At 40.8% G+C, this 23044-nt stretch carries 18 protein-coding genes; 11 read left to right on the forward strand and 7 right to left on the reverse strand.

The genetic code is table 11. The features are described 5' to 3' along the window. Nucleotides 1–100 precede the first annotated feature (100 nt). Nucleotides 101–1066 (forward strand): formimidoylglutamase, encoded by a 966-nt coding sequence (gene hutG / locus HCG49_RS01820; protein WP_168467863.1) that lies wholly within the window; start codon nt 101–103, stop codon nt 1064–1066. Nucleotides 1067–1195: 129 nt separating this feature from the next. Here hutG and HCG49_RS01825 read toward each other — a convergent pair whose 3' ends face one another. The 4 genes from HCG49_RS01825 to HCG49_RS01840 all read right to left on the reverse strand — a co-directional run bounded on the left by HCG49_RS01825 (nt 1196) and on the right by HCG49_RS01840 (nt 5447). Further along, nucleotides 1196–2353, reverse strand: coding sequence for a homogentisate 1,2-dioxygenase (locus HCG49_RS01825; protein ID WP_168467864.1), 1158 nt, complete (start codon nt 2351–2353; stop codon nt 1196–1198). A gap of 534 nt (nt 2354–2887) precedes the next feature. Beyond that, nucleotides 2888–3583: an NUDIX hydrolase gene (locus HCG49_RS01830; protein WP_205764324.1), complete on the reverse strand. Its 696-nt coding sequence runs from the start codon at nt 3581–3583 to the stop codon at nt 2888–2890. Nucleotides 3584–3736: 153 nt separating this feature from the next. After that, nucleotides 3737–4654 carry a universal stress protein gene (locus HCG49_RS01835; protein WP_168467865.1) on the reverse strand — a complete coding sequence of 306 codons (918 nt, stop codon included), beginning with the start codon at nt 4652–4654 and terminating at the stop codon, nt 3737–3739. Between the two features lie 157 nt (nt 4655–4811). Further along, complete coding sequence (locus HCG49_RS01840; RefSeq protein WP_168467866.1) at nt 4812–5447, reverse strand: Crp/Fnr family transcriptional regulator; 636 nt, start codon at nt 5445–5447, stop codon at nt 4812–4814. Between the two features lie 168 nt (nt 5448–5615). On the opposite strand from HCG49_RS01840, the gene HCG49_RS01845 reads away from it, so the two are divergent. Beyond that, nucleotides 5616–7994 (forward strand): heavy metal translocating P-type ATPase, encoded by a 2379-nt coding sequence (locus HCG49_RS01845; RefSeq protein ID WP_168467867.1) that lies wholly within the window; start codon nt 5616–5618, stop codon nt 7992–7994. Nucleotides 7995–8543: 549 nt separating this feature from the next. Here the strand turns inward: HCG49_RS01845 and HCG49_RS01850 are convergent. Then, the gene (locus tag HCG49_RS01850; protein ID WP_168467868.1) at nt 8544–11195 is read right to left on the reverse strand and encodes a PQQ-dependent sugar dehydrogenase; all 2652 of its coding nucleotides are present in this window, start codon (nt 11193–11195) and stop codon (nt 8544–8546) included. A gap of 400 nt (nt 11196–11595) precedes the next feature. On the opposite strand from HCG49_RS01850, the gene ccoS reads away from it, so the two are divergent. The 8 genes from ccoS to HCG49_RS01890 all read left to right on the forward strand — a co-directional run bounded on the left by ccoS (nt 11596) and on the right by HCG49_RS01890 (nt 19421). Beyond that, the gene (ccoS, locus tag HCG49_RS01855; RefSeq protein WP_168467869.1) at nt 11596–11811 is read left to right on the forward strand and encodes a cbb3-type cytochrome oxidase assembly protein CcoS; all 216 of its coding nucleotides are present in this window, start codon (nt 11596–11598) and stop codon (nt 11809–11811) included. Nucleotides 11812–11814: 3 nt separating this feature from the next. After that, entirely contained in the window at nt 11815–14013 is a 2199-nt protein-coding gene (gene ccoN, locus HCG49_RS01860) for a cytochrome-c oxidase, cbb3-type subunit I (protein WP_168467870.1), read from the forward strand. 6 nt (nt 14014–14019) lie between these two features. After that, on the forward strand, nt 14020–14205 hold the full coding sequence (locus tag HCG49_RS01865) for a CcoQ/FixQ family Cbb3-type cytochrome c oxidase assembly chaperone (protein ID WP_168467871.1): 186 nt from the start codon (nt 14020–14022) through the stop codon (nt 14203–14205). Between the two features lie 5 nt (nt 14206–14210). Next, a complete protein-coding gene (locus HCG49_RS01870) occupies nt 14211–15089 on the forward strand; it encodes a cbb3-type cytochrome c oxidase N-terminal domain-containing protein (protein WP_168467872.1) in 879 nt (292 codons plus the stop codon). Between the two features lie 46 nt (nt 15090–15135). Further along, nucleotides 15136–16545, forward strand: coding sequence for a cytochrome c oxidase accessory protein CcoG (gene ccoG / locus HCG49_RS01875; RefSeq protein WP_168467873.1), 1410 nt, complete (start codon nt 15136–15138; stop codon nt 16543–16545). A gap of 115 nt (nt 16546–16660) precedes the next feature. Further along, complete coding sequence (locus tag HCG49_RS01880) at nt 16661–17107, forward strand: FixH family protein (RefSeq protein ID WP_168467874.1); 447 nt, start codon at nt 16661–16663, stop codon at nt 17105–17107. Nucleotides 17108–17159: 52 nt separating this feature from the next. Beyond that, nucleotides 17160–17864, forward strand: a complete 705-nt coding sequence (locus HCG49_RS01885; RefSeq protein WP_168467875.1) for a sulfite exporter TauE/SafE family protein — start codon at nt 17160–17162, stop codon at nt 17862–17864. A gap of 81 nt (nt 17865–17945) precedes the next feature. Beyond that, nucleotides 17946–19421, forward strand: a complete 1476-nt coding sequence (locus HCG49_RS01890) for a vanadium-dependent haloperoxidase (protein ID WP_168467876.1) — start codon at nt 17946–17948, stop codon at nt 19419–19421. Nucleotides 19422–19554: 133 nt separating this feature from the next. On the opposite strand, the gene HCG49_RS01895 is transcribed toward HCG49_RS01890, so the two are convergent. Then, a complete protein-coding gene (locus tag HCG49_RS01895; protein WP_168467877.1) occupies nt 19555–20376 on the reverse strand; it encodes a universal stress protein in 822 nt (273 codons plus the stop codon). Nucleotides 20377–20462: 86 nt separating this feature from the next. Next, the gene (gene hemN, locus HCG49_RS01900; protein ID WP_168467878.1) at nt 20463–21824 is read right to left on the reverse strand and encodes an oxygen-independent coproporphyrinogen III oxidase; all 1362 of its coding nucleotides are present in this window, start codon (nt 21822–21824) and stop codon (nt 20463–20465) included. A 317-nt stretch (nt 21825–22141) separates the two neighbouring features. Here hemN and HCG49_RS01905 point away from each other — a divergent pair, with 317 nt between their 5' ends. Then, nucleotides 22142–23041: an NDP-sugar synthase gene (locus HCG49_RS01905; protein ID WP_168467879.1), complete on the forward strand. Its 900-nt coding sequence runs from the start codon at nt 22142–22144 to the stop codon at nt 23039–23041. The last annotated feature ends 3 nt before the right edge of the window (nt 23042–23044 follow it).

Raw genomic sequence — 23044 nt, forward strand, 5'->3', positions numbered from 1 at the left:
ACCAAGAACTGGTCCCAAATACAAATAAAGATATGCGAATTACATACCTGTACCGAGCGCAGCCGAAGTATGACCGTTAAAAAACAATAAAAATCAGCATATGAAACACTATATTCCCACAAATCCTGAAACATGGACCGGAAGAACATCGGACCAGAAACACTACCTCCATGAAAAGGTATCGCTCTGCAATCTGGAAAAGGATACTACCTTCCCTGATGCCGACCAAACCTTTGCCATTTTAGGATACGCCTGTGATGAGGGCGTTGGCAGAAACCAGGGAAGAACAGGAGCTGTCAAAGGCCCGGATGCCATCCGCCAGCAATTAGCAAAGATGTCTAACCATTTAGGGGAAGAAATTGCCCTGTTAGATGTAGGGACCATAGGCTGCCCAGAGGGCAATATGGAAGAAGCCCAAACGTCTCTTGCAAAAACAGTCTCCCAATTACTAGCCAAAAACACCTTCCCTATTCTTTTGGGCGGCGGTCATGATATTGCCTATGGCCATTATAACGGCATCAAAAAATTCTTGGCAACTAAAGGCAAGAATGCCACCCTGGGCATTATCAATTTTGACGCCCATTTTGATCTTCGCTCCAATGAAAATGGCAATAATTCGGGCACCCCTTTTTATCAAATCTCACGAGATTGTAAACGAGAAAACACCAAATTCAAATATATGTGCCTAGGAATCCGAAAGGATGCCAACATAAAAACCCTGTTCGATACGGCCAAGGAGCTTAATGTGTCCTATATAGAACAGCAGCATTTTAACCTCCACCACCTCAGCAATACCAAAAACAAACTAGAACGTTTTATCAGAGGGGTAGATTATATTTATACCACCATTGATCTAGACGGATTCGCATCGGCCTACGCGCCCGGAGTGAGTGCGGCATCGCCCATGGGATTTTCTCCCGATATGGTCCTGGAGTGCTTGGAAAATATTATCGATTCCAAAAAAATGATCAGTTTGGATATCGCAGAAATGAATCCGACATACGACCCAGACCATCAAACAGCAAAATTAGCCGCTTCATTAATCCATTTTGTAATGCACCAATAAAGGACAGGCAACCTCATAAGCCGTCTCTTTAATCATAAATATACTTTAGAAAAAGCCATTAGCTGTCTTGTTCATACCTCCACCTACTTCTGGACAGGGCTATGAACAAGGGCAAAAAGGCGACTTTGCCTACTCTAGCCAAGACTGATAGTATTTACCATCGTCAATATCCATGGCCGTTTGGGTAAGTTGTAGGGGTTTAAAAGTATCTACCATTACCGCCAATTCTTCGGTTTTGGTTTTTCCTATACTGGCTTCATAGGTCCCCGGATGCGGCCCGTGTGGAATTCCCGCCGGATGCAGGGAAATATAGCCTTGATCTATATTTTTTCGGCTCATAAAATCCCCATCCACATAATAAAGCACCTCATCAGAATCTATGTTGGAATGGTTGTATGGCGCAGGGATAGATTGCGGGTGATAGTCGTACATCCGAGGCACAAAGGAACAGACCACAAAAGCCGAGGTCTCAAAAGTCTGATGTACCGGTGGCGGTTGATGCACCCTTCCCGTTATAGGTTCAAAATTGTGTATGGAAAATCCGTAGGGATAGTTATACCCGTCCCAGCCTACCACATCAAAAGGATGGGAAGCATAGACCAAATGGTGCAATTGCCCTTGTTTTTTAACTTTCATGACAAAATCGCCCTGCTCATCATGCGACTGCAAATTTTGCGGGAGCTTAAAATCGCGCTCACATAAAGGGGAATGCTCCAAATGCTGCCCAAACCAATTCCTATATCGTTTTGGGGTGTAAATAGGGTGATAGGATTCCGTTATAAAAAGCCTATTTTCATCGGTATCAAAGGTAATCTGATAAATCATACCTCTTGGTATTAAAAGGTAATCGCCATATTCAAACCGTATTTCCCCAAGCATTGTCTTTAGGACACCGCTTCCTTTATGCACAAAAAGCAGCTCATCGGCATCGGCATTTTTATAGAAATAATCGGTCATAGACTCCTGTGGGGCGGCCAATACAATATGTACGTCATTGTTGAACAAAACCGTTTTACGGCTCTCCAAAAAATCGGCTTCTGGTTGTATTTGAAACCCTTTGAGCAGTCTAGATTTTATATTATGGGTTACCGCCGCCCTGGGCCTAACATCTTCGCTCTCCCCCACCGCCTTTACCATGGTAGGACGGTGCAAATGATACATCAGCGAAGACATACCATCAAAACCAATGGTGCCAAACAGCTGTTCGTAATGAAGGCTCCCATCCTTCTTTTTAAAAATAGTATGTCTTTTAGACGGAATCTGTCCTAATTTATGATATACAGGCATAGCTGGCTTCCTTTATTACTTCTTCAATAAATGTACGATAAAATAAAGTTTTGATAAAACATTACTATGAATTTGAGAATATGATAATGAAGAATAAAGCTTAGAGCTTGTTGATGTTGTAGGAAGGTTTTTTGGGCGTTCCCTCCTTCGTCGGGCGGGCTATTGGCTATATCCCTTGCTCCGCTGCGGGGATGCCGCCGCTATCCCTAACGCGGGTTTTCAATTCACAATAAGCAATTAACAAAAAAGGGAAATGCAACAATTTGCATGTACAGCGAGGAGTCAGTTGGGTGTTGCCAGTAGTTACGGAAAGACTTATGTTTTGCCTAGAAACAAAAAAAGCCTTCCGTTTATGGAAAGCCTTTCACTGGTTTATGTCGAACCAACTACAATTGGCTTCTTTCGACAATACAACCTTGCCTTAATTTGCATTAAGACACAACACAACACGACAAAGATAAAAAAGCTTTTGGGATATCCCCCCTTTAAAGCTTCTTATTTAAATAATTTACGCACAAGTTTCTGACCAATGCCTTAAAGGACAAAATTAAATCCGGACTCCTCTAAGTTTTTGTATTTATCATGATCAAAACGGTATAAGAAAGCTCCCTTTTTAGAAGATGTTTTATCTTTTTCATCCAATTTAATGAGCAATCCAAAGGACAGTAATTTTTTTCTAAAATTCCGATCGTCCAATCTTCTCTGGTAAATGGCCTCGTAAAGCTGTTGCAATTGTGGAATGGTAAATTTTTCTGGCAACAGTTCAAAGCCCAAAGGTTTCCGCCTTGCTGTTTCCTTTAGTCTGTCCAAGGCATCGGAAATCATTCTATTATGATCTAATACCATATCGGGAAGCTCGTCTACGGCAAACCATTTGGCACCATGCCGCTCTACCTGTTCCTTATCATATTCGTTAATCCGAATCAGGGCATATTGCCCTATAGATATACAACGGGCCCCTGGGTCGCGGTCTACATCGCTGTACGCCCTCAATTCCTTTAAAAAAATATTCTCTAATCCCGTAAACTGTAGTAAAACGCGTCTTGCCGCTTCGGTAACACTTTCTTCTTCATCTACAAAACTCCCTATCAATGACCACTCGCCCATAAAAGGGTTTATTCTTCGCTTAAAAACCAATAGTTTTAATACCCCTTCATCAAAACCAAAAACGATACAATCAGTGGCCACTAATATTTTATGCTGTTCCGTATATGTCCTGTTTACTTCCAATATTTTTCTTTAAAGGGTTGATACTACTAATGTATCAAAAAAAAATATCACAAGCTTTACAGAACCCCATAAATAGGCACGATTTTTTCCACCTTACCCTATAAACGCATTTATAGGTCGCTCGTGGAATTCTGTTTTAAAATTTAAGCGCTCCTATTTTTTGAGGGTTCGTGAAGGGTTTTCGGAGGTTTCTTTCTTAACGGAATAGCAGCTGGCATTCATTCCCAATTCTGGAATCACCAAGAGGGGAATTTGAGTATGAAAGGCCAATCTGTTTACAATAGGTTCGCGGGTCATTTTTTCCATATAGCTATGCGGATAATGAAGCATGGCCAATAAATGAATATCGAGTTCATTGGCAAAGACCTCCAAGGTTTTGGAAACCGAATTCAGTTCGGAAACGGTGTGTACATAATGGGGCAGCGTTCCCAAATACTTGCGTAACATGCCCAAATTAAACTGCTGTACTTCCGTAAGGGCTTTTATTTCGTACTGTACATGAACGATCCTAATCGTTGCCTGGAAAGACCTTGCCATTTCTATCAATGGCCGTAGCTCCGACTCGGTATAAAACCTATTAAAATCTGTAGCAAAGGCTATTTCGGAAGGTCTTTTAAATTTAAAATTGCTGGGAATGGCCAAGACCGGGCAGTTTTTTATAGATTTTATCATCCGTACAATATTACTTCCCATAAATACTTCTTCGATTTGGCTAGCTCCTTTGGTTCCTGCTACAACCAAATCGATCTCCTTGGTTTCAATGATGTTCTTTACCTCATCGACCAATAAATTAAAAGAAGAAATGGTCACGAAACTATGGTGCTCATTTTTGTACTTACTTTTTATTTTCCACACCAAATTCATCAATCCTTTTTCAGAATTGGCACGCACAATGTCCTTGCTCATTTTTTCATGGTCAGAAATGGCCATAAACCTGCTATGGGCAATGGTGGGCGTATAGGTATTAAGGATATAGAAGACACACTTTTCTTCTTTATAGAGAGAGATTGCATATTTTATGGCATTCCAAGAATTATCAGAAAAATCTGTGGGCAGTAATATGTTTTTCAAAATATATTGTTTTAGGAAATGTTTAGACTTGACTCTAATAATGTTGTAAAACTAGGAGAAGTTGCTCCCTAAAACTATGACTTAAGTCAGGTTTTACTCCCTGACCAATGGGTATTTCACAGCAATCAAGAGCTTGCTATACAACAATAAAAAAGTGCTACAAAGCTTCGGCCAAATTGTTTAAGGATTGGGGGTCTACAATAGCTACTTTTTTTCCAAAGGTTTTTATCAGTCCCTTTTTTTTGAATTCCGAAATAATCCTGATGACCGATTCGGAAGCGGTACCAACGACATTGGCGATATCCTCGCGCGATAAGGTAAGGGCCAAGTAGCCGTCCTTATCCTCGCCGAAATTGTTTTTAAGATATATAAAGGCTTCTGCAACCCGTTGTTTTACGGTTTTTTGGGACATATTGACAATAACGTCGTCTGCCTCCTTTAAATCGTGGGCCATATGCCGAAGTACTTCCACAGCAAAATTAGGATTGGTATTAAGGGTATTTACAATAGCATTTTTGGGAATAAAGCAAGCTTCCATATCGTTTAGGGCCACGGCACTAAGATTGGATATTTCTTCAACGATCACCGAGCGCTGCCCCAAGACCGACCCTTTAGAGGCCAACTTTACAATTTGGTCTTTGCCGTTAGGACTTAATTTGGAAAGTTTGGATACTCCATTGCGCACACAAAACACTCCGTTGAGTTTCTCGTTCTCCGCAAAAATGGTCTCTCCCTTTTTAAACAGTTTGGTTGTTTTTGTATCGGACACTTTTTTTAATTCTTCCTTACTCATTGCGCGTAGGGAATTAAACTGGCGAATGATACAATTTTCACATCTACTCATAGCTATAAATTTCGCTGATGGGACAAAATTAAAGGAAGCGCTTTCTTTAAAACCTGACGGTTGTCATGTTTTCTAAAAACCTTTGATGACATCTTTGCGACTTTAAATTTATATGGTATGGCTAAGACATTGTGTTTTCATTGCGGGGACGATTGCGGCAACAGTCCAATTAGGCAGGAGGACAAGCATTTTTGTTGTAACGGTTGTAAAACGGTCTATGATATTTTTGCTACCAATGACCTGTCCTACTACTACGAATTGCAATCCGCTGCAGGGGCTTCCCCAAAGGAAATAGCCGGGAAATACGATTTTTTAGAGTCCCAGCCTATCCTAGATAAGCTTTTGGAGTTCAATGATGGCACCCTACAGATTATAAACCTTTACATCCCCCACATTCATTGTAGTTCTTGTATTTGGATCTTGGAAAATTTAAACAAACTACACCCTGCCATTAACAGTTCTCAGGTAGATTTCCCCAAGAAAACGGTTCGCATTAGCTTTAATAAAACCTTGGCACCCCTCAAAGAACTGGTGGTTTTACTCTCGAGAATAGGGTATGAACCCTATATTTCCTTAGATGACATGGAGCCCAAAAAAAAGGGCGTCGACCGTAGTTTACTATACAAATTGGGAATTTCTGGCTTTGCCTTTGGCAATGTTATGTTCCTTTCTTTTCCCGAGTATTTTGAAGTAGGTGAGTTTTGGCTAGAACAATATAAGGGCTTTTTTCGCTGGTTGATGTTTGCCTTTTCTTTACCTGTGGTCTTTTATGCCTCCCAAGGGTATTTTAAGGCTGCCTACAAGGGCCTGCGCGCTAAAATCTTAAATATGGACGTCCCTATAGCTTTGGGGATTTTAGTCTTGTTTTTACGCAGTACCACGGAAATTATCTTTGATTGGGGCGCGGGGTTTTTTGATAGCCTTACCGGCCTGGTTTTCTTTCTATTATTGGGCAAGTTTTTTCAACAGAAAACCTATTCCTACCTTTCTTTTGAACGCGATTACAAATCCTACTTCCCTATAGCCGTCACCAAAATAACCAAAAACAACAAAGAAGTTAGTGTACAGGTATACGATATTAAAAAAGGCGACCGGCTTCTTATCCGAAATGAAGAGTTAATTCCGGTCGACGGGATTGTTCTTTCTGGGAATGCTAGAATCGATTACAGTTTTGTCACGGGAGAATCGGACCCAGTACATAAGTTTTCGGGCGATAAGGTATATGCCGGAGGCAAACAGTTACACAGCGCTATTGAGATGGAAGCGTTAAAATCTGTTTCCCAAAGTTACCTGACGCAATTGTGGAGCAACGCCATCTTCGACAAGGACAAATCGACCGGCTTTGAAAACATTACCGATAGCATTGGCAAGCGCTTTACGATTACTGTTTTAAGTATTGCTTTTATAGCTACCTCCTATTGGTTGGTTATGGACCCCAGCAAAGCCATCAATGTTTTTACCGCTGTCCTTATTATTGCCTGTCCCTGTGCCATTGCCCTGGCAGCACCTTTTACCCTAGGGAATATGCTCCGTATATTTGGACGCAAGAAACTTTATTTAAAGGACACCCGTGCCATTGAAGAATTGGCAAAAATAGATACTGCTATATTTGACAAAACCGGAACGATCACCGCTCCTAAAAAAAGTAATATTTGCTACGAAGGCATAGCACTAACGACCGCGGAAGAATCCCTTTTAAAAAATACGCTGCGATCATCAAACCATCCCTTGAGCCGCTCTCTTTATAATTTATTAGACGCCCATGATATTATAACCTTAGACGATTATGAAGAAAACATTGGCCAAGGCCTTATGGGTACCAAAGCCCAGGACCGTATTAAAATAGGTTCTGCCAACTATGTGGGGTATACAGCAACCAACACCCTAGAGACCACCTCGGTACACATCAGTACCAACGAAGTGTATAAGGGGAGTTTTCTTTTTCACAATGAATATAGAAAAGGAATAGCGGAACTCTTTCAGGAGATGTCCCAAACCTTGGATATTTCCATTTTATCTGGCGATAATGCCGGGGAAAGAGCACGGTTAGAACGACTGACCCCAAAAGGCACTCCACTTTATTTTAACCAAAAACCCGAAGATAAGATGGAATTTATCCAAGGGCTACAGGACAACCGTAAAAAGGTTCTGATGCTAGGCGACGGCCTAAACGATGCTGGGGCCTTGGCACAAAGTGATGTAGGCATTGCCATTTCCGAAAATGTCAACGTTTTTTCGCCGGCCTGTGACGGTATTTTAGACGCTAAAAACTTAAGGTACTTGTACCAATATATTACCGCTTCTAAAAAAGCCATTCGTATTATACGACTTAGTTTTATGCTTTCGCTCATGTACAATGTGGTTGGCCTTTACTTTGCGGTAACCGGACAGTTAGAAGCTGTTATAGCGGCGATATTAATGCCCCTAAGTTCTATTAGTATTGTCTTGTTTACAACGGTAGCCACCAATTTGTTGGGCAAAAAACTACCCTCGTAAAAGCCTCCTTCGTATAGGAAAAAATTATTCCAGGCCTTGCTGAACGATAGGTAAAGTAGGTCCTTATTATATGAATAAACCTCTATGCCCTTCCCATTCGGATTGTTGGTGCTTTTTCTTATTTAAGAAATCCGTTTCAGCCAAGGACAACGCGTCATCTGGCCCCTTACTTCAAATGCAAATCGTTGCATTTTCCGTTAGACTTGTTATGATGGTCCCTGATATAGGTTGACTACTAAAAAGTAAACGGACTGCACCAAGCCACTTGCCGATATATAAAAGATAGGATCTTTAAAAATTATTGCTGCCCCCCTATTCTTTGCTATACGGGCACAAACGCGACGCTTGCGTTAGGGATAGCGGCGGCATCCCCGCAGCGGAGCAAGGGATATAGCCAATAGCCCGACCGACGAAGGAGGGAACGCCCACATTATAATGATAAAACTTAGCAGATTTATGATTTAGAATAGATAGGACAAAAAAAATCACCCGCCCTTCTTACGTAAGAAAAGCGGGTGATTTTATAAAATGTATTGGCTTAGGAAAGTCCTATTTCTGATTTTCCAAGAAGGCAATTAAAGAAGCTAATTCTTCAAAACTCAAGGCATTCACCAATCCGGCAGGCATCATAGAAGTTTCCAATTCCTTCCTAGAAGCGATGTCCGATTTCTTTAATTTGGTAGGCACACCAGCGATATTCGTAATCGTTAGATCGCTTGCAGATTCCTGAGTAATAAACCCTACATAGAAGTCGTCTCCCTTGGTCTCTATCTGTACGGTAGAGAATCCTTGAGAAATAGACGCATTCGGTTTAATAATCGATTCGGCTATCTGCTCTCTGTTCATGATAGAACCAATCTGTCCCATAAACGGCCCCTTCATAGTCTCGCTACTCTTTAAGCTGTGGCAAGTAAAACAAGCTTGAGATTTAAAGATGGCTTCTCCTTTAGAGGCATCGCCTTTAACCTCCTGAAGGGCTAACATAATATCTTCGATAGACGATTCTCCTACCTGACCTTTTTTGTTCTTGATTTTCTCAAGATCCATCACCGGTAAATCTACTTTTGGAGCTGACTGTTCTATCGTCCCAAAATCCTCGATTGCCAAACGATATTTAACGTTTAGCTCAGAATAGAATAATTTATCGTTATCACTAGCCTTCTCCCACTCGGCCATCATAAAATCGCGGATTTTAGCGGTCTCGTCCCATTCTACTGTTTTGTAGTATGGCCCATGGGTATCTGGACGTGTACTCCACCACCATGAAGTATCGTAATCTGCTTCCTGGAAATAAAGTCGCGCCAGTGTATTCAATAACGCTCTTTTATACGTTGGGCTTGTAGTGTTCTCATAAGCGTTTATTAAGCCATCAACAGCTACAGGGCTATGCATGTATCTAAGTGTCCATAGGGCCAAATCTTTCTTATCCGTATCCAATGCCTTAACAGCAGCATCTACAGCGTTTAAGCTTACCAAGGCTTTTACTGCCAAATGCGGTAGAACGATATCAGAATTTGGTGTAGCATGCGGACCTTCTGTATTTAATTCTGGTGCTACAAAAGATTTAGGAACGGCAACTTCCAATAAGTCATTTACTGCTTCTTGTCTTCCCAATCTGCCCAATCCTACGATCGCGGCAGCTTTTACACGGTCCGAACCAGATTTAAGTGCTTTTAAGAATGGTTCTAATGGAACATTCGCTATATTTTCTTTGCGGTCTGCCAAAGCTCTAAGGGCAAATTCCTGAACGGCGGCATCTTCGGTCAAAGCTACCAAACACTCTATACCATCTACTCCGGTAAGTTGTGCAAAAGTAAAGATACTTGCTGTACGTACTTCTAGGGACAAGTCGGCATTCTTGGCCAATTTATAAACGGCATCGGCACCCTTGCCTCTTCTTAACAATTCGTATTGTGCGCTTTGTCTTGTCTTGGCATTCCCAGATTTTAACAAGGCAACGACATCATTGGTCCAATAAATATCGGCTACATTTTCAAGAGGCACATAGTTGAAATCTTTAGGGGTTACCCTTACTACATACCCTTTATCTGGGCTACCAGAATATCCGGCACCATCCCAAGCAGATAGGTACATGGCACCACCACCATCTACATCCACATCGGTAATTTGTGGCAATTGGATAAAATCTTCTACTTCTTGGGTAAAGCTAGCCTTGTCTTTGGTAACTCTATGGAAATATAAATAGCTTCTTCCCCAATCGGCCATCATTGGCACATTGTTATAATTCGCTGGCCAACGGTCATCGTTCATATAAAGAGCACCTGTTCCAGATCCTCCTCCTAAATCGGCCATAGCAGGAATAATTTCTTCCGTAAAGTGCTTGAACAACATAGGATATCCATATTCTGCAGATTGAATTTGGTGAGAGAAACGGATATTCCATCCTCCACCATCATTGGTGTTCCCTCTAACGAACATATTCATGAACGGGTCAATAGCCACATCGTAAATATTACGAAGACCGTGGGTATACACTTCCATTCCTGTTCCATCGGGGCGTACTCTTACGATTCCACCACCTAACATGGTCAGCTGTGTTCCTTCTGCATCGGTAGCATTGTGGAAACCGAAATCGCCCACAGCGATATAGATCCACCCATCAATACCCATTTGAATACCATTAGTAGCATGGTCTGTACCTCTTTCCTGCAGGTATTTAGAGTTACTGATGTTTTTGATCAATACTTTAGCTGGACCATCGGCCACCCCATCGTTGTCTACATCCTCAAAAACTATCAAATCCATATTATTGGCTTTTTTAGTTTCTTCCGTAAAAGTAGTGTGGAGTACAAACACCTGGTTCCCAATAGCTAAAATACCACGAGGGTTATCTACACGGGCAAACTCAGTATATGAATCCATAATTCCGTCATGGTTACAATCTACCAAACGCTTTATGAAACCTTTTCCCATATCTTTCCCTAGGGACCCCATCATATCTACCCCAACAAACACTTCTCCTGTAGGCGATACTGCCATACATGCTGGACTAGGGTTAACATCGGGACCAGAAAAACCGGTTATTTTTAAATCATCGGGCCACTTAAGGACATTGGCAAGCGAATCGCCTGAAGGATAATTTATAACAGTGTCACTCGGAGTACACACCACTTCTTTTTTCTGCTGGCAACTGGCCAACAACAAACTTGTCAAAAATAAATAACCGGTTTTTCTAAACATTTTTTAATGCAATTTGTGAATTTAATTTTATTGGCAAAACGATGAAAAAAAATCAACCTACTAGGCTGATTTTTTTTTCAAAAGACACAAATCTAATAATAAATCTAATAAATCCTTCATAAAATTCACTTTCTATCCCCCGAATTAACAGGACATTAGAAGTTTAATTCCCTTAAAACCTCGGGATCGCCCCAAAAAACATGTAAAAAATACATTTATAAATAATTTGTGATTTTTTTCTGTTTTCCAGAAAGGCTTGTTTAGAGGCAAAATTGGCGGTTTTGGAGGACGCTGATTCCCTTGGTCTTCCTTCTTTTTAGGACGCCAAATTTAAAACCTGACAAATGTCATATTTTCTTAGAAATGGCCACGGTAGTTTTACCCCGAAATTAGAATAAGGATGAGTGCTATTTATTTATTATTAACCTTAAGTATTATTGTGGCCATAGTTTTTTTTGCAGCTTTTTTACTCTCCGTAAAAAACGGACAATACGATGACTCCTACACTCCATCAGTCCGCATGCTTTTTGAAGACGAATTAGTTACCGACCCTGACAAAAAGCTACAAACACCCGAAAACAAATCAATCCAAATAAAAGAAAGTCAAAAATTGTAATTTATGGAAGTACAGCAGTTTTATTACGATAACAAGATCGTAAAAAAGTTCCTCTATGCAACAATGTTCTGGGGAATTATAGGAATGTCGGTAGGCTTGCTCCTTGCCTTTATGTTTCTATTCCCAAATATCACCGATGGTATTTCCTGGTTGAGTTTTGGTCGTCTTAGGCCATTGCATACCAATGCCGTCATTTTTGCTTTTATCGGAAACGCCATTTTTGCCGGGGTATATTATTCTACTCAGCGCTTGTTAAAGGCTAGAATGTTTAGTGACGCCCTGAGCAACTTCAATTTTTGGGGCTGGCAGGCCATTATTGTTGCCGCGGCCATTACCCTACCCCTTGGCTATACCTCTTCGAAGGAGTACGCAGAACTAGAATGGCCTATAGATATTGCCATTACCGTGGTCTGGGTAGCCTTTGGCTGGAACCTTATTGGTACCATGTTAAGGAGGAGGCAACGACATTTATATGTCGCCATTTGGTTTTACCTAGCCACTTTTGTCACCGTAGCGGTTCTTCATATCTTTAATAGCCTGTCCTTACCAGTAAGTGCTTTTAAAAGTTACTCTGTGTATGCCGGAGTACAAGATGCCTTGGTACAATGGTGGTACGGCCATAATGCGGTAGCATTTTTCCTAACCACGCCATTCTTGGGGCTGATGTACTATTTTGTTCCCAAAGCGGCCAACAGACCTATTTATTCTTATCGATTATCTATTGTCCACTTTTGGTCCTTGATTTTTATTTATATCTGGGCCGGACCGCATCACTTATTGTATTCTTCCTTACCGGATTGGGCGCAAAATTTAGGCGTAGCGTTTTCTATTATGCTTCTTGCTCCGTCTTGGGGAGGGATGATCAACGGTTTATTGACCCTGAGAGGCGCATGGGACAAGGTACGGACCGATCCTGTTTTAAAATTTATGGTAGTCGCAATTACCGGCTACGGAATGGCCACTTTTGAAGGCCCTATGCTTTCCCTTAAAAACGTAAATGCCATTGCGCATTTCAGCGATTGGATTATTGCCCACGTACACGTTGGGGCCTTAGCTTGGAACGGTTTCATGACCTTTGGTATGATCTATTGGTTGGTACCAAAAATGTTTAAGACAAAAATGTATTCGACCGCACTTTCCAATTTTCACTTTTGGATAGGGACCCTAGGGATTATTTTATACGCCCTGCCTATGTACGTTGCCGGGTTTATGCAGGCTCTTATGTGGAAGGAATTTAATCCGGACGGCACCTTGGTTTACGGGAACTTCTTAGAAACCGTTACCGAAATAATGCCAATGTACTGGATGCGTGCCATTGGAGGAAGCATGTATATCCTTGGAGCCATTGTAATGATCTATAACGTAGCGCTGACCATAAAAAGCGGCACCAAAGTAGCCGACGAATTGGCTGAAGCTCCTGCCTTGACCAGAGTATCCAAGAAAAGAACAGCCGGAGAAACCTGGCATACTTGGATAGAGCGTAAGCCTATTCAATTGACCATTTTTGCTACCATTGCCATCTTAATAGGTGGGGTCATACAAATTGTACCGACCATCTTGGTAAAATCGAACATTCCGACCATTACCAGTGTAAAACCATATACTCCTTTAGAATTAGAGGGTAGGGATTTATATATCCGTGAAGGTTGTGTTGGTTGTCACTCACAAATGGTAAGACCTTTTAGAAGTGAGGTAGAACGTTACGGAGAATATTCCAAGGCCGGAGAATTTGTATACGACCATCCTTTTTTATGGGGAAGCAAGCGTACAGGTCCCGATTTATTAAGGGTCGGCGGAAAATATTCGGACAACTGGCACCTTAACCATATGTACGACCCACAGAGCACCTCCTCTGGATCTATAATGCCGGCCTACCAATGGTTGGTGCACAACGAACACGACCGCAGCAATATTCAAGGAAAAATGGAAGCCATGATTAACCTTGGGGTTCCTTATACCGAAGAAGATATTGCCAATGCCGAAAATTGGATGGACGAACAGGCCACCCAGATCGAAAAGAACCTGTATGCCGATCCAGATTTTGCCAAAACATATGAGGCCGACAAAAAATACGCCCTTGAAAACGGGGAGGAATTTGTAGAAATGAGAAATAGGGAGATCGTATCCCTGATCGCCTACTTACAGCGTTTGGGAACAGACATCAAAATAAAAGAAACCGACGAAATAATTTCACAAAACTAACAGACTATGCTAAAGTTTATTAAAAACCATATGGAGAGCATTGAGGGAATAGCCACCTATCCGATGATCTCATTATTAATCTTCTTTGTTTTTTTTACAGTCCTTTTTTGGTGGGTGTTTACTGCTACTAAACAGCATATTTCTGAAGTAAGTGCCATCCCACTAGAAGATGATAATAACCCATTAAACTAATACAGATGAAAAATAATATGCCATGGTGGATTAGAATCCCCGTAATCTTCTTCCTCATCTTTGGACTGATGGAATTTGCGATTGAATCTGGAGACCAACCTGCATTCATCGCCTATCCAATCACCTTGTTTTTTTTATTGTTCGTATTATTTCTTCTGATCGCGATAGAATTAATCCTACGATCCATAGAAAATGTCATGTACCAGACCCTCTCTAAGGAGGCTCAGCAACGGTATTTGGCCACTAGTTCCAACTCTTACGAATGGGGCTGGGCTAAACGCTTATTGGCCAAGATGACCGGTAACAAACCCGTGGAAGAAGAAGCAGAGATAATTTTAGACCATAATTACGACGGTATTAAAGAACTGGACAACAACCTTCCGCCATGGTGGGTATATATGTTCTATGCCTCCATCATTTTTGGTATTGTTTATATGGCCAGGTATCACATCTTCAATGGTGACAATCAGGACGTAGAATACGAAAAAGAAGTCGCTGCTGCCCAAATCGATATTGCCGAGTACAAGAAAAATGCCAAGGGTTTGGTCGATGCTTCTACCGTAGAAGTATTAACCGAAGCTTCGGACCTGAAGGCTGGAGAAGCTATCTACCAATCGAATTGTGTGGCCTGCCATATGGCCGATGGCGGTGGTGGAATAGGACCTAACCTTACCGATGACCATTGGATTACAGGGGGCGGAATCAAAAATATTTTTAGCACTATTTCCGAAGGCGGTAGGGCCGGAAAAGGAATGATCGCCTGGAAACAAAGCTTAAAACCATTAGAAATAGCACAGGTAGCGAGTTATGTATACTCGCTTCATGGGCAAACGCCGGCAAACCCTAAAGATCCAGAAGGAGAAATCTGGACCGAAGAACCATAACAAAGAGTATTTAAAAGCACGTTTAGGAGCGCGATAACAACTAGCCATGGAAGAAAATTTTAGGGACTCAATAGGAACGATCAACAAAGAGGGAAAGAGAGCTTGGGTTTTTCCCAAAAAACCAAGCGGTCCGCTGTACGAATATCGTAAATATGTTAGTTATGCTTTATTGCTTTTTCTATTGGCCTCTCCTTTTATAAAAATAAATGGCAATCAATTTTTAATGTTCAACGTTCTAGAAAGACGTTTTAACATTTTTGGCCTCCCGTTTTGGCCACAGGACTTCTACCTCTTTGTGCTTTCTATGATCATAGGGGTTGTTTTTATAGCGCTTTTTACAGTGGCTTTTGGAAGGATATTTTGCGGATGGTTATGTCCCCAAACGATCTTTATGGAAATGGTCTTTAGACGTGTTGAATATTGGATAGATGGTGACCGAGGAGCACAAAAACGATTGGATAGACAGGAGTGGAATGCCGAAAAAATTAAAAAGAGAGCCCTAAAATGGACTGTTTTCTTTTTCATTTCATTCCTAATAGCCAATGTTTTTTTAGCCTACCTTATTGGAAGCGATAGGTTGTTACTATATATAAGCCAGGGACCATTTCGGCATATAAGCACCTTGGTGTCCCTATTGATATTTACCGCAGTATTCTTTTTTGTTTTTGCCTGGTTTCGCGAGCAGGTCTGTATCATTGCCTGTCCCTATGGAAGAATGCAAGGGGTATTGCTCGACAACAAATCTGTGGTCGTTGCCTACGACCACAAACGTGGAGAAGCCGAAAAAGGACGAAAAAAATTTAAAAAAGGAGAAGACAGACAGGCGCTGGGCCATGGGGATTGTATCGATTGTTTTCAATGTGTCAACGTTTGTCCTACCGGGATTGATATTAGAAACGGCACCCAGTTAGAATGTGTTAACTGCACCGCTTGTATAGATGAATGTGACACCATCATGGAGAACGTTCATTTACCGAAAGGATTAATTAGGTACGCTAGTGAAGAAAATATAGAAAAGAAAACCCCCTTTGAATTCACCCCTAGATTAAAAGGATACAGTGCTGTACTGCTTATACTAATTGGAATTTTAGCTGGAATGCTTTTTTTAAGGAACGATCTGGAAGCAAATATTCTTCGCCTACCAGGACAATTGTACGAGCATAAAGAGAATAATATTATCAGCAATGTGTTCACCTATAAACTACTGAATAAAACTACCAAAACTATTGACGATGTTAGTTTTAAACTACTTTCCCACAACGGAAAGATAGAAGTGGTTACCCATGAAAATTTTGATGTCCCGGCCCAAGGGTTGTCCGAAGGAACACTATTTATAGAAATAAATAATTCGGCCTTAAACGGGGACAAGGACAAGCTAAGGATAGGCGTGTACAGTGGCGAGCACCTCATTGAAACTACCACGGCCCGGTTTTTGGCGCCGAGAAGTTATAAGTAATGTTTTTGACACATTTTTGCTCTCTATTTAAAGGGTCGCATGAAGGCGTCACAAAAAATACAGCAACATAAAATAATCACAGGGAGTATCTAAAATCTCCTAAAAAACAAACACCATGAAAATAAATTGGGGAACATCCATAGTACTGGCATTTATAGCATTTATAAGTTTCATTTTATTTTTTGTAGTACGCATGAGCATGGACGATAGGACCAACCACGATTTGGTCACCGAGGAATATTACAAGACCGAACTTGGGTTTCAAAAAGAGATCGATGCCGAGAACAATGCCAATAAGCATAAACAAACCATTAGAGTTGTAAAAACGACCGAAGGTCTTTTGTTACAATTCCCCAACACTATAACACCTTCGGAGGTGACTGGAAAGGTTTATATGTACCGGCCTTCTAACAAGAAATTAGATTATAATTTCCCTTTAAGTTTATCCGAGGCACAAGTACTCATCCCCAACAACCGAATGGTTGAGGGACGATGGGACATTAAAATTGCTTGGGAGTATAAAGGAGAAGTATTTATGCACAAAGAAAAAATAACCTACTGATGTTTAAAACGCTATAAATTTTGAACTGTTCTCGTCTTCTTTAAATAAAACTATGTTACTACCTGCTTTTTTACTGGGCTTAATGGGGAGCTTCCACTGTGTCGGAATGTGTGGCCCCATTGCTTTTATGCTTCCGGTAGACCGCGAGGACCCGCTTAAGAAATTCTTTCAAATATTTTTATACCATTTTGGAAGACTGGCAGCCTATAGCTTTTTAGGATTGGTCTTTGGGCTATTGGGAAAAGGGGTCTATATTTTTGGACAACAACAAAAGCTATCCATTATTATAGGGGTGTTCATGATCGTTGTGGTACTACTCCCCTACAATACCTTTGCTAAGTATAATTTTTCCAAACCCATCTATGGGCTTTTAGCCAACTTAAAAAACACCTTAGGCCAAGCGCTAAAAAAGAAAACCCTGGACACCTTTTTTACCATAGGTTTTTTGAATGGTTTTCTTCCTTGTGGTATGGTATACATGGCAATTTTCGGTGCTATTGGGATGGGAAACCCATGGCAAGGGATGCTTTTTATGTTTCTTTTTGGAGCAGGTACCATACCTTTAATGACCATAGCCGTCTATTTTAGTGGCCTACTAAAGGGGGTGGGCAAAAAGAACATACAGCGGTTAATCCCTGTGTTTGTTGTCCTTATTGGTATCCTTTTTATTCTAAGAGGCCTAGGCTTGGGAATCCCCTATATTTCTCCCGAACCGGTACAACAAATAATCTCTAGCAACCTGGAATGCCACACTTAAAATATTTTACAAACCCTTCTTTTTCTGTTATAACCAAACCTATATAGTTACTTTTTATTAATATTTATTCCTTTATAACCAATGACAAATAAACTATTCCTACTATGCAGTGCACTATTTATTATACTGAGCTGCAAAAACCACCCAAAAACAGAAAGTTCCCTTGAACCCTTAGGGGCCAAAAACCTTGCATATAAATGGGGAGAAGTAGCCCTAACGGCCACCGCTAATGATACGGAAAGATTTAAGCCAAGACCTACAGTAACTTCGCGTTATTTGGGCCTCATTTTTATTTCTATTTTCGACGCTTGGTCTGTCTATGACGATACTGCTGTTCCCGTATATTTAAAGGACGTAAAAAGGCAGGCTGAAGCTGAGCGAACTTTAAAGCAAAAGGAAATAGCAATCAGTTATGCCGCATTCCGAACTTTGAGCGAATACTACTATTCGGACCAAGATTTATTCCGAAAATTTATGGTAGAATTAGGACTGGACCCGGACAATACTTCCTTAGATCCAAAAACACCGGAAGGTATTGGCAACCTTGCTGCGAAAGCAGTTATAGAGGCTCGAAAATTTGATGGAGCCAACCAACATGGAGAAGAGCCAGGGTCCGATGGCACCCCCTATTACGATTATACCAACTACCAACCTATAAACAGCCCAGATGTTAATGTGGATATAGATCGCTGGCAGCCAAAATATTTCTCCGATGGCAAGGGCGGTAAATTTGCCCCTAGTTGTTTAACTCCCTTTTGGAACAAGGTACAACCAATTGCCCTTCAATCAGCGGATCAGTTTAGACCTGGCCCCCCACCACTAGTGGGTTCTGAACAAATGGAAAAAGAGGTGAAAGAAGTCATCAGCCTTCAAACAAACCTAAGTCAGGCAGAAAAAGCCCTGGTAGAATTTATGAGAGACGGTCCCCAATCTGTTCAACAAGCGGGACATTGGCTTAAGTTTGCCCAAGACGTTTCTAGAAGGGATGCCAACTCTTTGGACATGGACGTAAAAATGTATTTCTTGACACAAATAACGGCTATGGATGCCTTTATTGCTTCTTGGGATGCTAAAATGTATTACGATTCGGCCAGGCCATATGCCTTGGTACATGCGTATTACCCCGATATGGTTATTAATGGCTGGAAAGGCCGCGAGCAAGGATGGGGAGAACTTAAGGGAAGCGAATGGCAGCCCTATTCTCCTGAAGAATTTCTTTGTCCTCCCTTTCCTAGTTATGTCTCCGGACATAGTACAATTAGCGGTGGGTGTGCAGAAGCCTTACGATTATTTACGGGAGACGATTTCTTCGGAGAAGAAGTACAGCTAGTTCCTGGGGCACTAACCGAACCCGAAAATGTTGGGGATACCGTAACCATAAAATTCCCTAGTTTTACCGAAACCGCTAATTTGGCGGGCATATCGAGAGTCATGGGAGGTTACCATATTCAGGCAGACAATGTGGCCGGCCTGCAACTTGGAAGGGATGTTGCCCACCAAGCCTGGAAGTTTTACTTAAACCATATTGGAAAAACCGACACCAAAAATCCGCTTTAATTTGTTCAAAAAATAAAAGCCAGTTATTTGTTGGTTTTATACCTCACTAAAAAAGCCTCGACCGGAAGTTCTTTTCCCATCGAGGCTTTTATCTTATCAGGATTTAACCCTGCTTTTAATAGCGGTTATTTTGCTATATTTTAAAGGTGATTACCGGTATTTTTGAATGGTTCACCACATCTTCCCCAATACTTCCCATAAAGAAGTGTGTTAACCCTTTTCTTCCATGGGTAGGCATTCCTATTAGATCTGCATTGATACTATTACTGAAGTTATGAATCCCCCTTTCTACACTATAATCGTTGTAAATCTCTACTTTCAGGCCAGAAGAGGCCTTGTGTAAAAACTTAGATATTCTGGAATAGGCATCGGAGGTGCTTAAAAAGTTATCTCCAGGGGTATTTATAATCACTAAAAACAGGCTTGCAGAAAGTTTATCGGCAAACTTTACAGCCTTTTTAAAGGCCTCTATATTTTCTTCTTTGAAGTCACAGGCAAAAACAACACGCTTTATGTCAAAGTCCTCAATTTCGTCCTTTATGACCATTACCGGTATTTTGGAGTGTCTCACCATCTTTTCGGCGTTAGAACCTACAAATATTTCCTTAAGCCCGTCGGTACCGTGAGAGCCCATTACTATTAAATCGACATTATGCTTTTCGACTACTTCATTGACCTCATTATACACTTTATGATGCTTGACGATGGGGGTAATTTTTAGTCCCTTTAAATATGGTCTGTTTAAAAATGAAGCAAATTTCTTTTCTGCCAATTTTATTAAGAAAGTAGCATGTTCGTATTGGGCATGTTCGTTATAAGTCATCAGGGCGGCAGACAACTCCAACATGTGTAGCACATAAATTTCCGAATCCTTTTTTTTAGCCAAGGAAGCTGCCGCTTTTAACGCAATTTCTGATTGTTTTGAAAAATCTACCGGTACAATAATTTTTTTCATCTTATTATATTTTTACGTTTATCACTATCTATATTTTTAAAAAACGCTTCCCCCTGCTATTTTGTTGTTTTTCTCAGATCAAAGAATTAGATCGTCATTGAAAACAATCTGGTATTGGGTTCTTTTCTATGCAATAAAAGATCAAAGGCCATGGCTATATTCCGTACAAACGGTCTTCCTTTCTCCGTTACCGACACCCCGGTATCTGACAGACTCACCAAACCATCAAGAGACAGTTCCTTTAATTTTTCCTTTATCAGTGGCAATTCACCCAAAATTTCGGGTTCCTTGCCCCAATTTGTTTTGAAGGTACACATTATATTCAATATATGTTTTCTGATGATTTTATCCTCCTCCGACAACATGTGCCCTCTATAAATAGGAATTATATTATTATCGACCAGGTGGCCATACTCTTCTAAACTTTTTACATTTTGGGCAAACCCAGACCAGCTATCGCTAATTGCAGAAACACCTAAGCCCAACATCAATTGAGTTTTTGAAGCCGTATATCCCATAAAGTTCCGGTGTAAACTACCTTTTTCCATGGCCTTGTAAAGGCTGTCACCTGTAACGGCAAAGTGATCCATACCAATTTCACTATACCCTACTTCCACCAACAATTCTTTCCCTTTTTCATATTGGATACGTTTCTCTTCCGCTGTTGGCAAATCTGCATCCTGGTAGCCTCTTTGGCCATTCCCCTTTAACCAAGGCACATGAGCATAGCTATAAAAAGCCAATCGGTCCGGCTTTAATTCCTTCGTTTTTAATATGGTGTGCGCTACATCTGCTACATTTTGGAAGGGCAAGCCGAAAATAATATCATGGCTTACCGAAGTATAGCCTATTTCCCGTGCCCATTGCGTCACTTTTTGTACATTTTCGAAAGGCTGAATCCTGTGAATGGCCTTTTGTACTTTCTCATTATAATCTTGCACCCCGTAACTCACGCGCCTAAAGCCCAGATCGAATAAGGTCTGTAAATGCTCCTTGGTGGTATTATTGGGGTGCCCTTCAAAACTGAATTCATAGCCTTCTGCCCTTTCGGCACGCTTAAAAATTCCTTTGATCAATCGCCCTAAATTTTCGGGCGAAAAGAAGGTCGGAGTACCACCTCCTAAATGAAGTTCCTTTATTTTTGGTTTGTTAGGGAATAGATTACAGTACAGATCCCATTCTTTTAATACATGGGATATATATGGATTTTCTACCTCGTGCCGCTTTGTTATCCGTTTATGACAACCACAAAAAGTACAAAGACTTTCACAGAAAGGCAAATGGATATATAGACTAATCCCCTCTTTTTCGTTGGTCTCCTTAAAACTTTCCCGTACACTATTTTTCCAATCTTGACCAGAAAAAGTATCCAAATCCCAATAAGGGACGGTAGGGTAGCTGGTGTAACGAGGTCCGGGAACATTATACTTTTGTACTAGGTTGCGCATATCTTATTTTTAATTCCCAACAAATGTACCGCAGCAGATGGGGATAAAACATGACAACTGTCAGGTTACCGTCTCAATTGTAATTACAGTGTTAAAAACATAGGTCCGATTTAGCTATTGCAGCATACTAAAATCCATGTATTTACCATGGCTCCTAGAACAGTTTATAGGTATTAGAATCTTCCTATTTGGCTTATTTCAAAATATTCACAATTCCTAAAACAAATCTTAGATAATGATAAAAATTTGGAAATCATGTGATTTCAGGAGACCTTTATCATAAAAACCATATTTTTGCAAAATAAAAACTAGCAACTATGACATTACTTTTAATGGCAGCCGGAAATGGAAGCCGATATGGAAAACTAAAACAATTTGATGAACTTGGTCCTAAGGGCGAATTCTTAATGGAATTTAGTATTCATGATGCACTAAACAACGGATTCAAGCATATTGTTGCCGTTACCAAAAAAGAAAATGTAGCTTTTTTACAAGATTACCTATCCGCGAGATTACCAGAAAACATTAAATTAGACGTAGTAGCCCAAGAGGTTTCTGACCTACCAGAAGGAGTTACCTTTAGTGGGGAGCGTGCTAAGCCATGGGGAACTGCCCATGCCGTTTGGACTGCCAGAAATGTAATTAAAGGAGCATTTGCCATTATCAATGCCGATGATTACTACGGGAAGGAAGCCTTTAAAAGTGCTGCCGATTTTATGAAATCTAATACCACTGACAAGACTTTTGGATTGGTAGCCTATACCCTTAAAAACACCTTATCCGAACACGGATCGGTTTCTAGAGGGGTTTGTCAGGCAGAGAATGGAAAACTGACTTCTATTAATGAGCACACAAAAATAGAAATCAATGACGGTAAGATTATAGATACCGATGCCAATGTAGAATTTACAGGCGAAGAATTGGTAAGTATGAACTTCTGGGTATGCCATCCTTCTATTTTCGATTTCACTACAGAATACCTTAAAGAATTTATTGCTGACGAAAAAAATATTGCCAAGGGCGAGATTTATCTCCCTTTTGCCATAAAAGAAATGATCAGTCGCGATATGATCGATGCAGATGTTATCCCATCGGACAGTAAATGGTTCGGAGTCACCTATGCAAACGACAAGGATATAGCGGTAAGCGAATTACAAAAAATGACCGACACTAATGGTTACCCATCTCCAATTTGGGAAGCTGCTCAGAAGGTATAAGCA

Origin of the sequence: Arenibacter sp. 6A1 (assembly GCF_012272855.1) — a bacterium.
Taxonomy (GTDB): Bacteria; Bacteroidota; Bacteroidia; order Flavobacteriales; family Flavobacteriaceae; genus Arenibacter.

What these genes read in the sequence shown, in the direction of transcription:
- hutG (WP_168467863.1), top strand. Translation starts at nt 101, where the DNA reads ATGAAACACTATATTCCCACAAATCCTGAAACATGGACCGGAAGAACA.
- HCG49_RS01825 (WP_168467864.1), bottom strand. Translation starts at nt 2,353, where the DNA reads ATGCCTGTATATCATAAATTAGGACAGATTCCGTCTAAAAGACATACT.
- HCG49_RS01840 (WP_168467866.1), bottom strand. Translation starts at nt 5,447, where the DNA reads ATGAGTAAGGAAGAATTAAAAAAAGTGTCCGATACAAAAACAACCAAA.
- HCG49_RS01845 (WP_168467867.1), top strand. Translation starts at nt 5,616, where the DNA reads ATGGCTAAGACATTGTGTTTTCATTGCGGGGACGATTGCGGCAACAGT.
- HCG49_RS01850 (WP_168467868.1), bottom strand. Translation starts at nt 11,195, where the DNA reads ATGTTTAGAAAAACCGGTTATTTATTTTTGACAAGTTTGTTGTTGGCC.
- ccoS (WP_168467869.1), top strand. Translation starts at nt 11,596, where the DNA reads ATGAGTGCTATTTATTTATTATTAACCTTAAGTATTATTGTGGCCATA.
- ccoN (WP_168467870.1), top strand. Translation starts at nt 11,815, where the DNA reads ATGGAAGTACAGCAGTTTTATTACGATAACAAGATCGTAAAAAAGTTC.
- HCG49_RS01865 (WP_168467871.1), top strand. Translation starts at nt 14,020, where the DNA reads ATGCTAAAGTTTATTAAAAACCATATGGAGAGCATTGAGGGAATAGCC.
- HCG49_RS01870 (WP_168467872.1), top strand. Translation starts at nt 14,211, where the DNA reads ATGAAAAATAATATGCCATGGTGGATTAGAATCCCCGTAATCTTCTTC.
- ccoG (WP_168467873.1), top strand. Translation starts at nt 15,136, where the DNA reads ATGGAAGAAAATTTTAGGGACTCAATAGGAACGATCAACAAAGAGGGA.
- HCG49_RS01880 (WP_168467874.1), top strand. Translation starts at nt 16,661, where the DNA reads ATGAAAATAAATTGGGGAACATCCATAGTACTGGCATTTATAGCATTT.
- HCG49_RS01885 (WP_168467875.1), top strand. Translation starts at nt 17,160, where the DNA reads ATGTTACTACCTGCTTTTTTACTGGGCTTAATGGGGAGCTTCCACTGT.
- HCG49_RS01890 (WP_168467876.1), top strand. Translation starts at nt 17,946, where the DNA reads ATGACAAATAAACTATTCCTACTATGCAGTGCACTATTTATTATACTG.
- HCG49_RS01895 (WP_168467877.1), bottom strand. Translation starts at nt 20,376, where the DNA reads ATGAAAAAAATTATTGTACCGGTAGATTTTTCAAAACAATCAGAAATT.
- hemN (WP_168467878.1), bottom strand. Translation starts at nt 21,824, where the DNA reads ATGCGCAACCTAGTACAAAAGTATAATGTTCCCGGACCTCGTTACACC.
- HCG49_RS01905 (WP_168467879.1), top strand. Translation starts at nt 22,142, where the DNA reads ATGACATTACTTTTAATGGCAGCCGGAAATGGAAGCCGATATGGAAAA.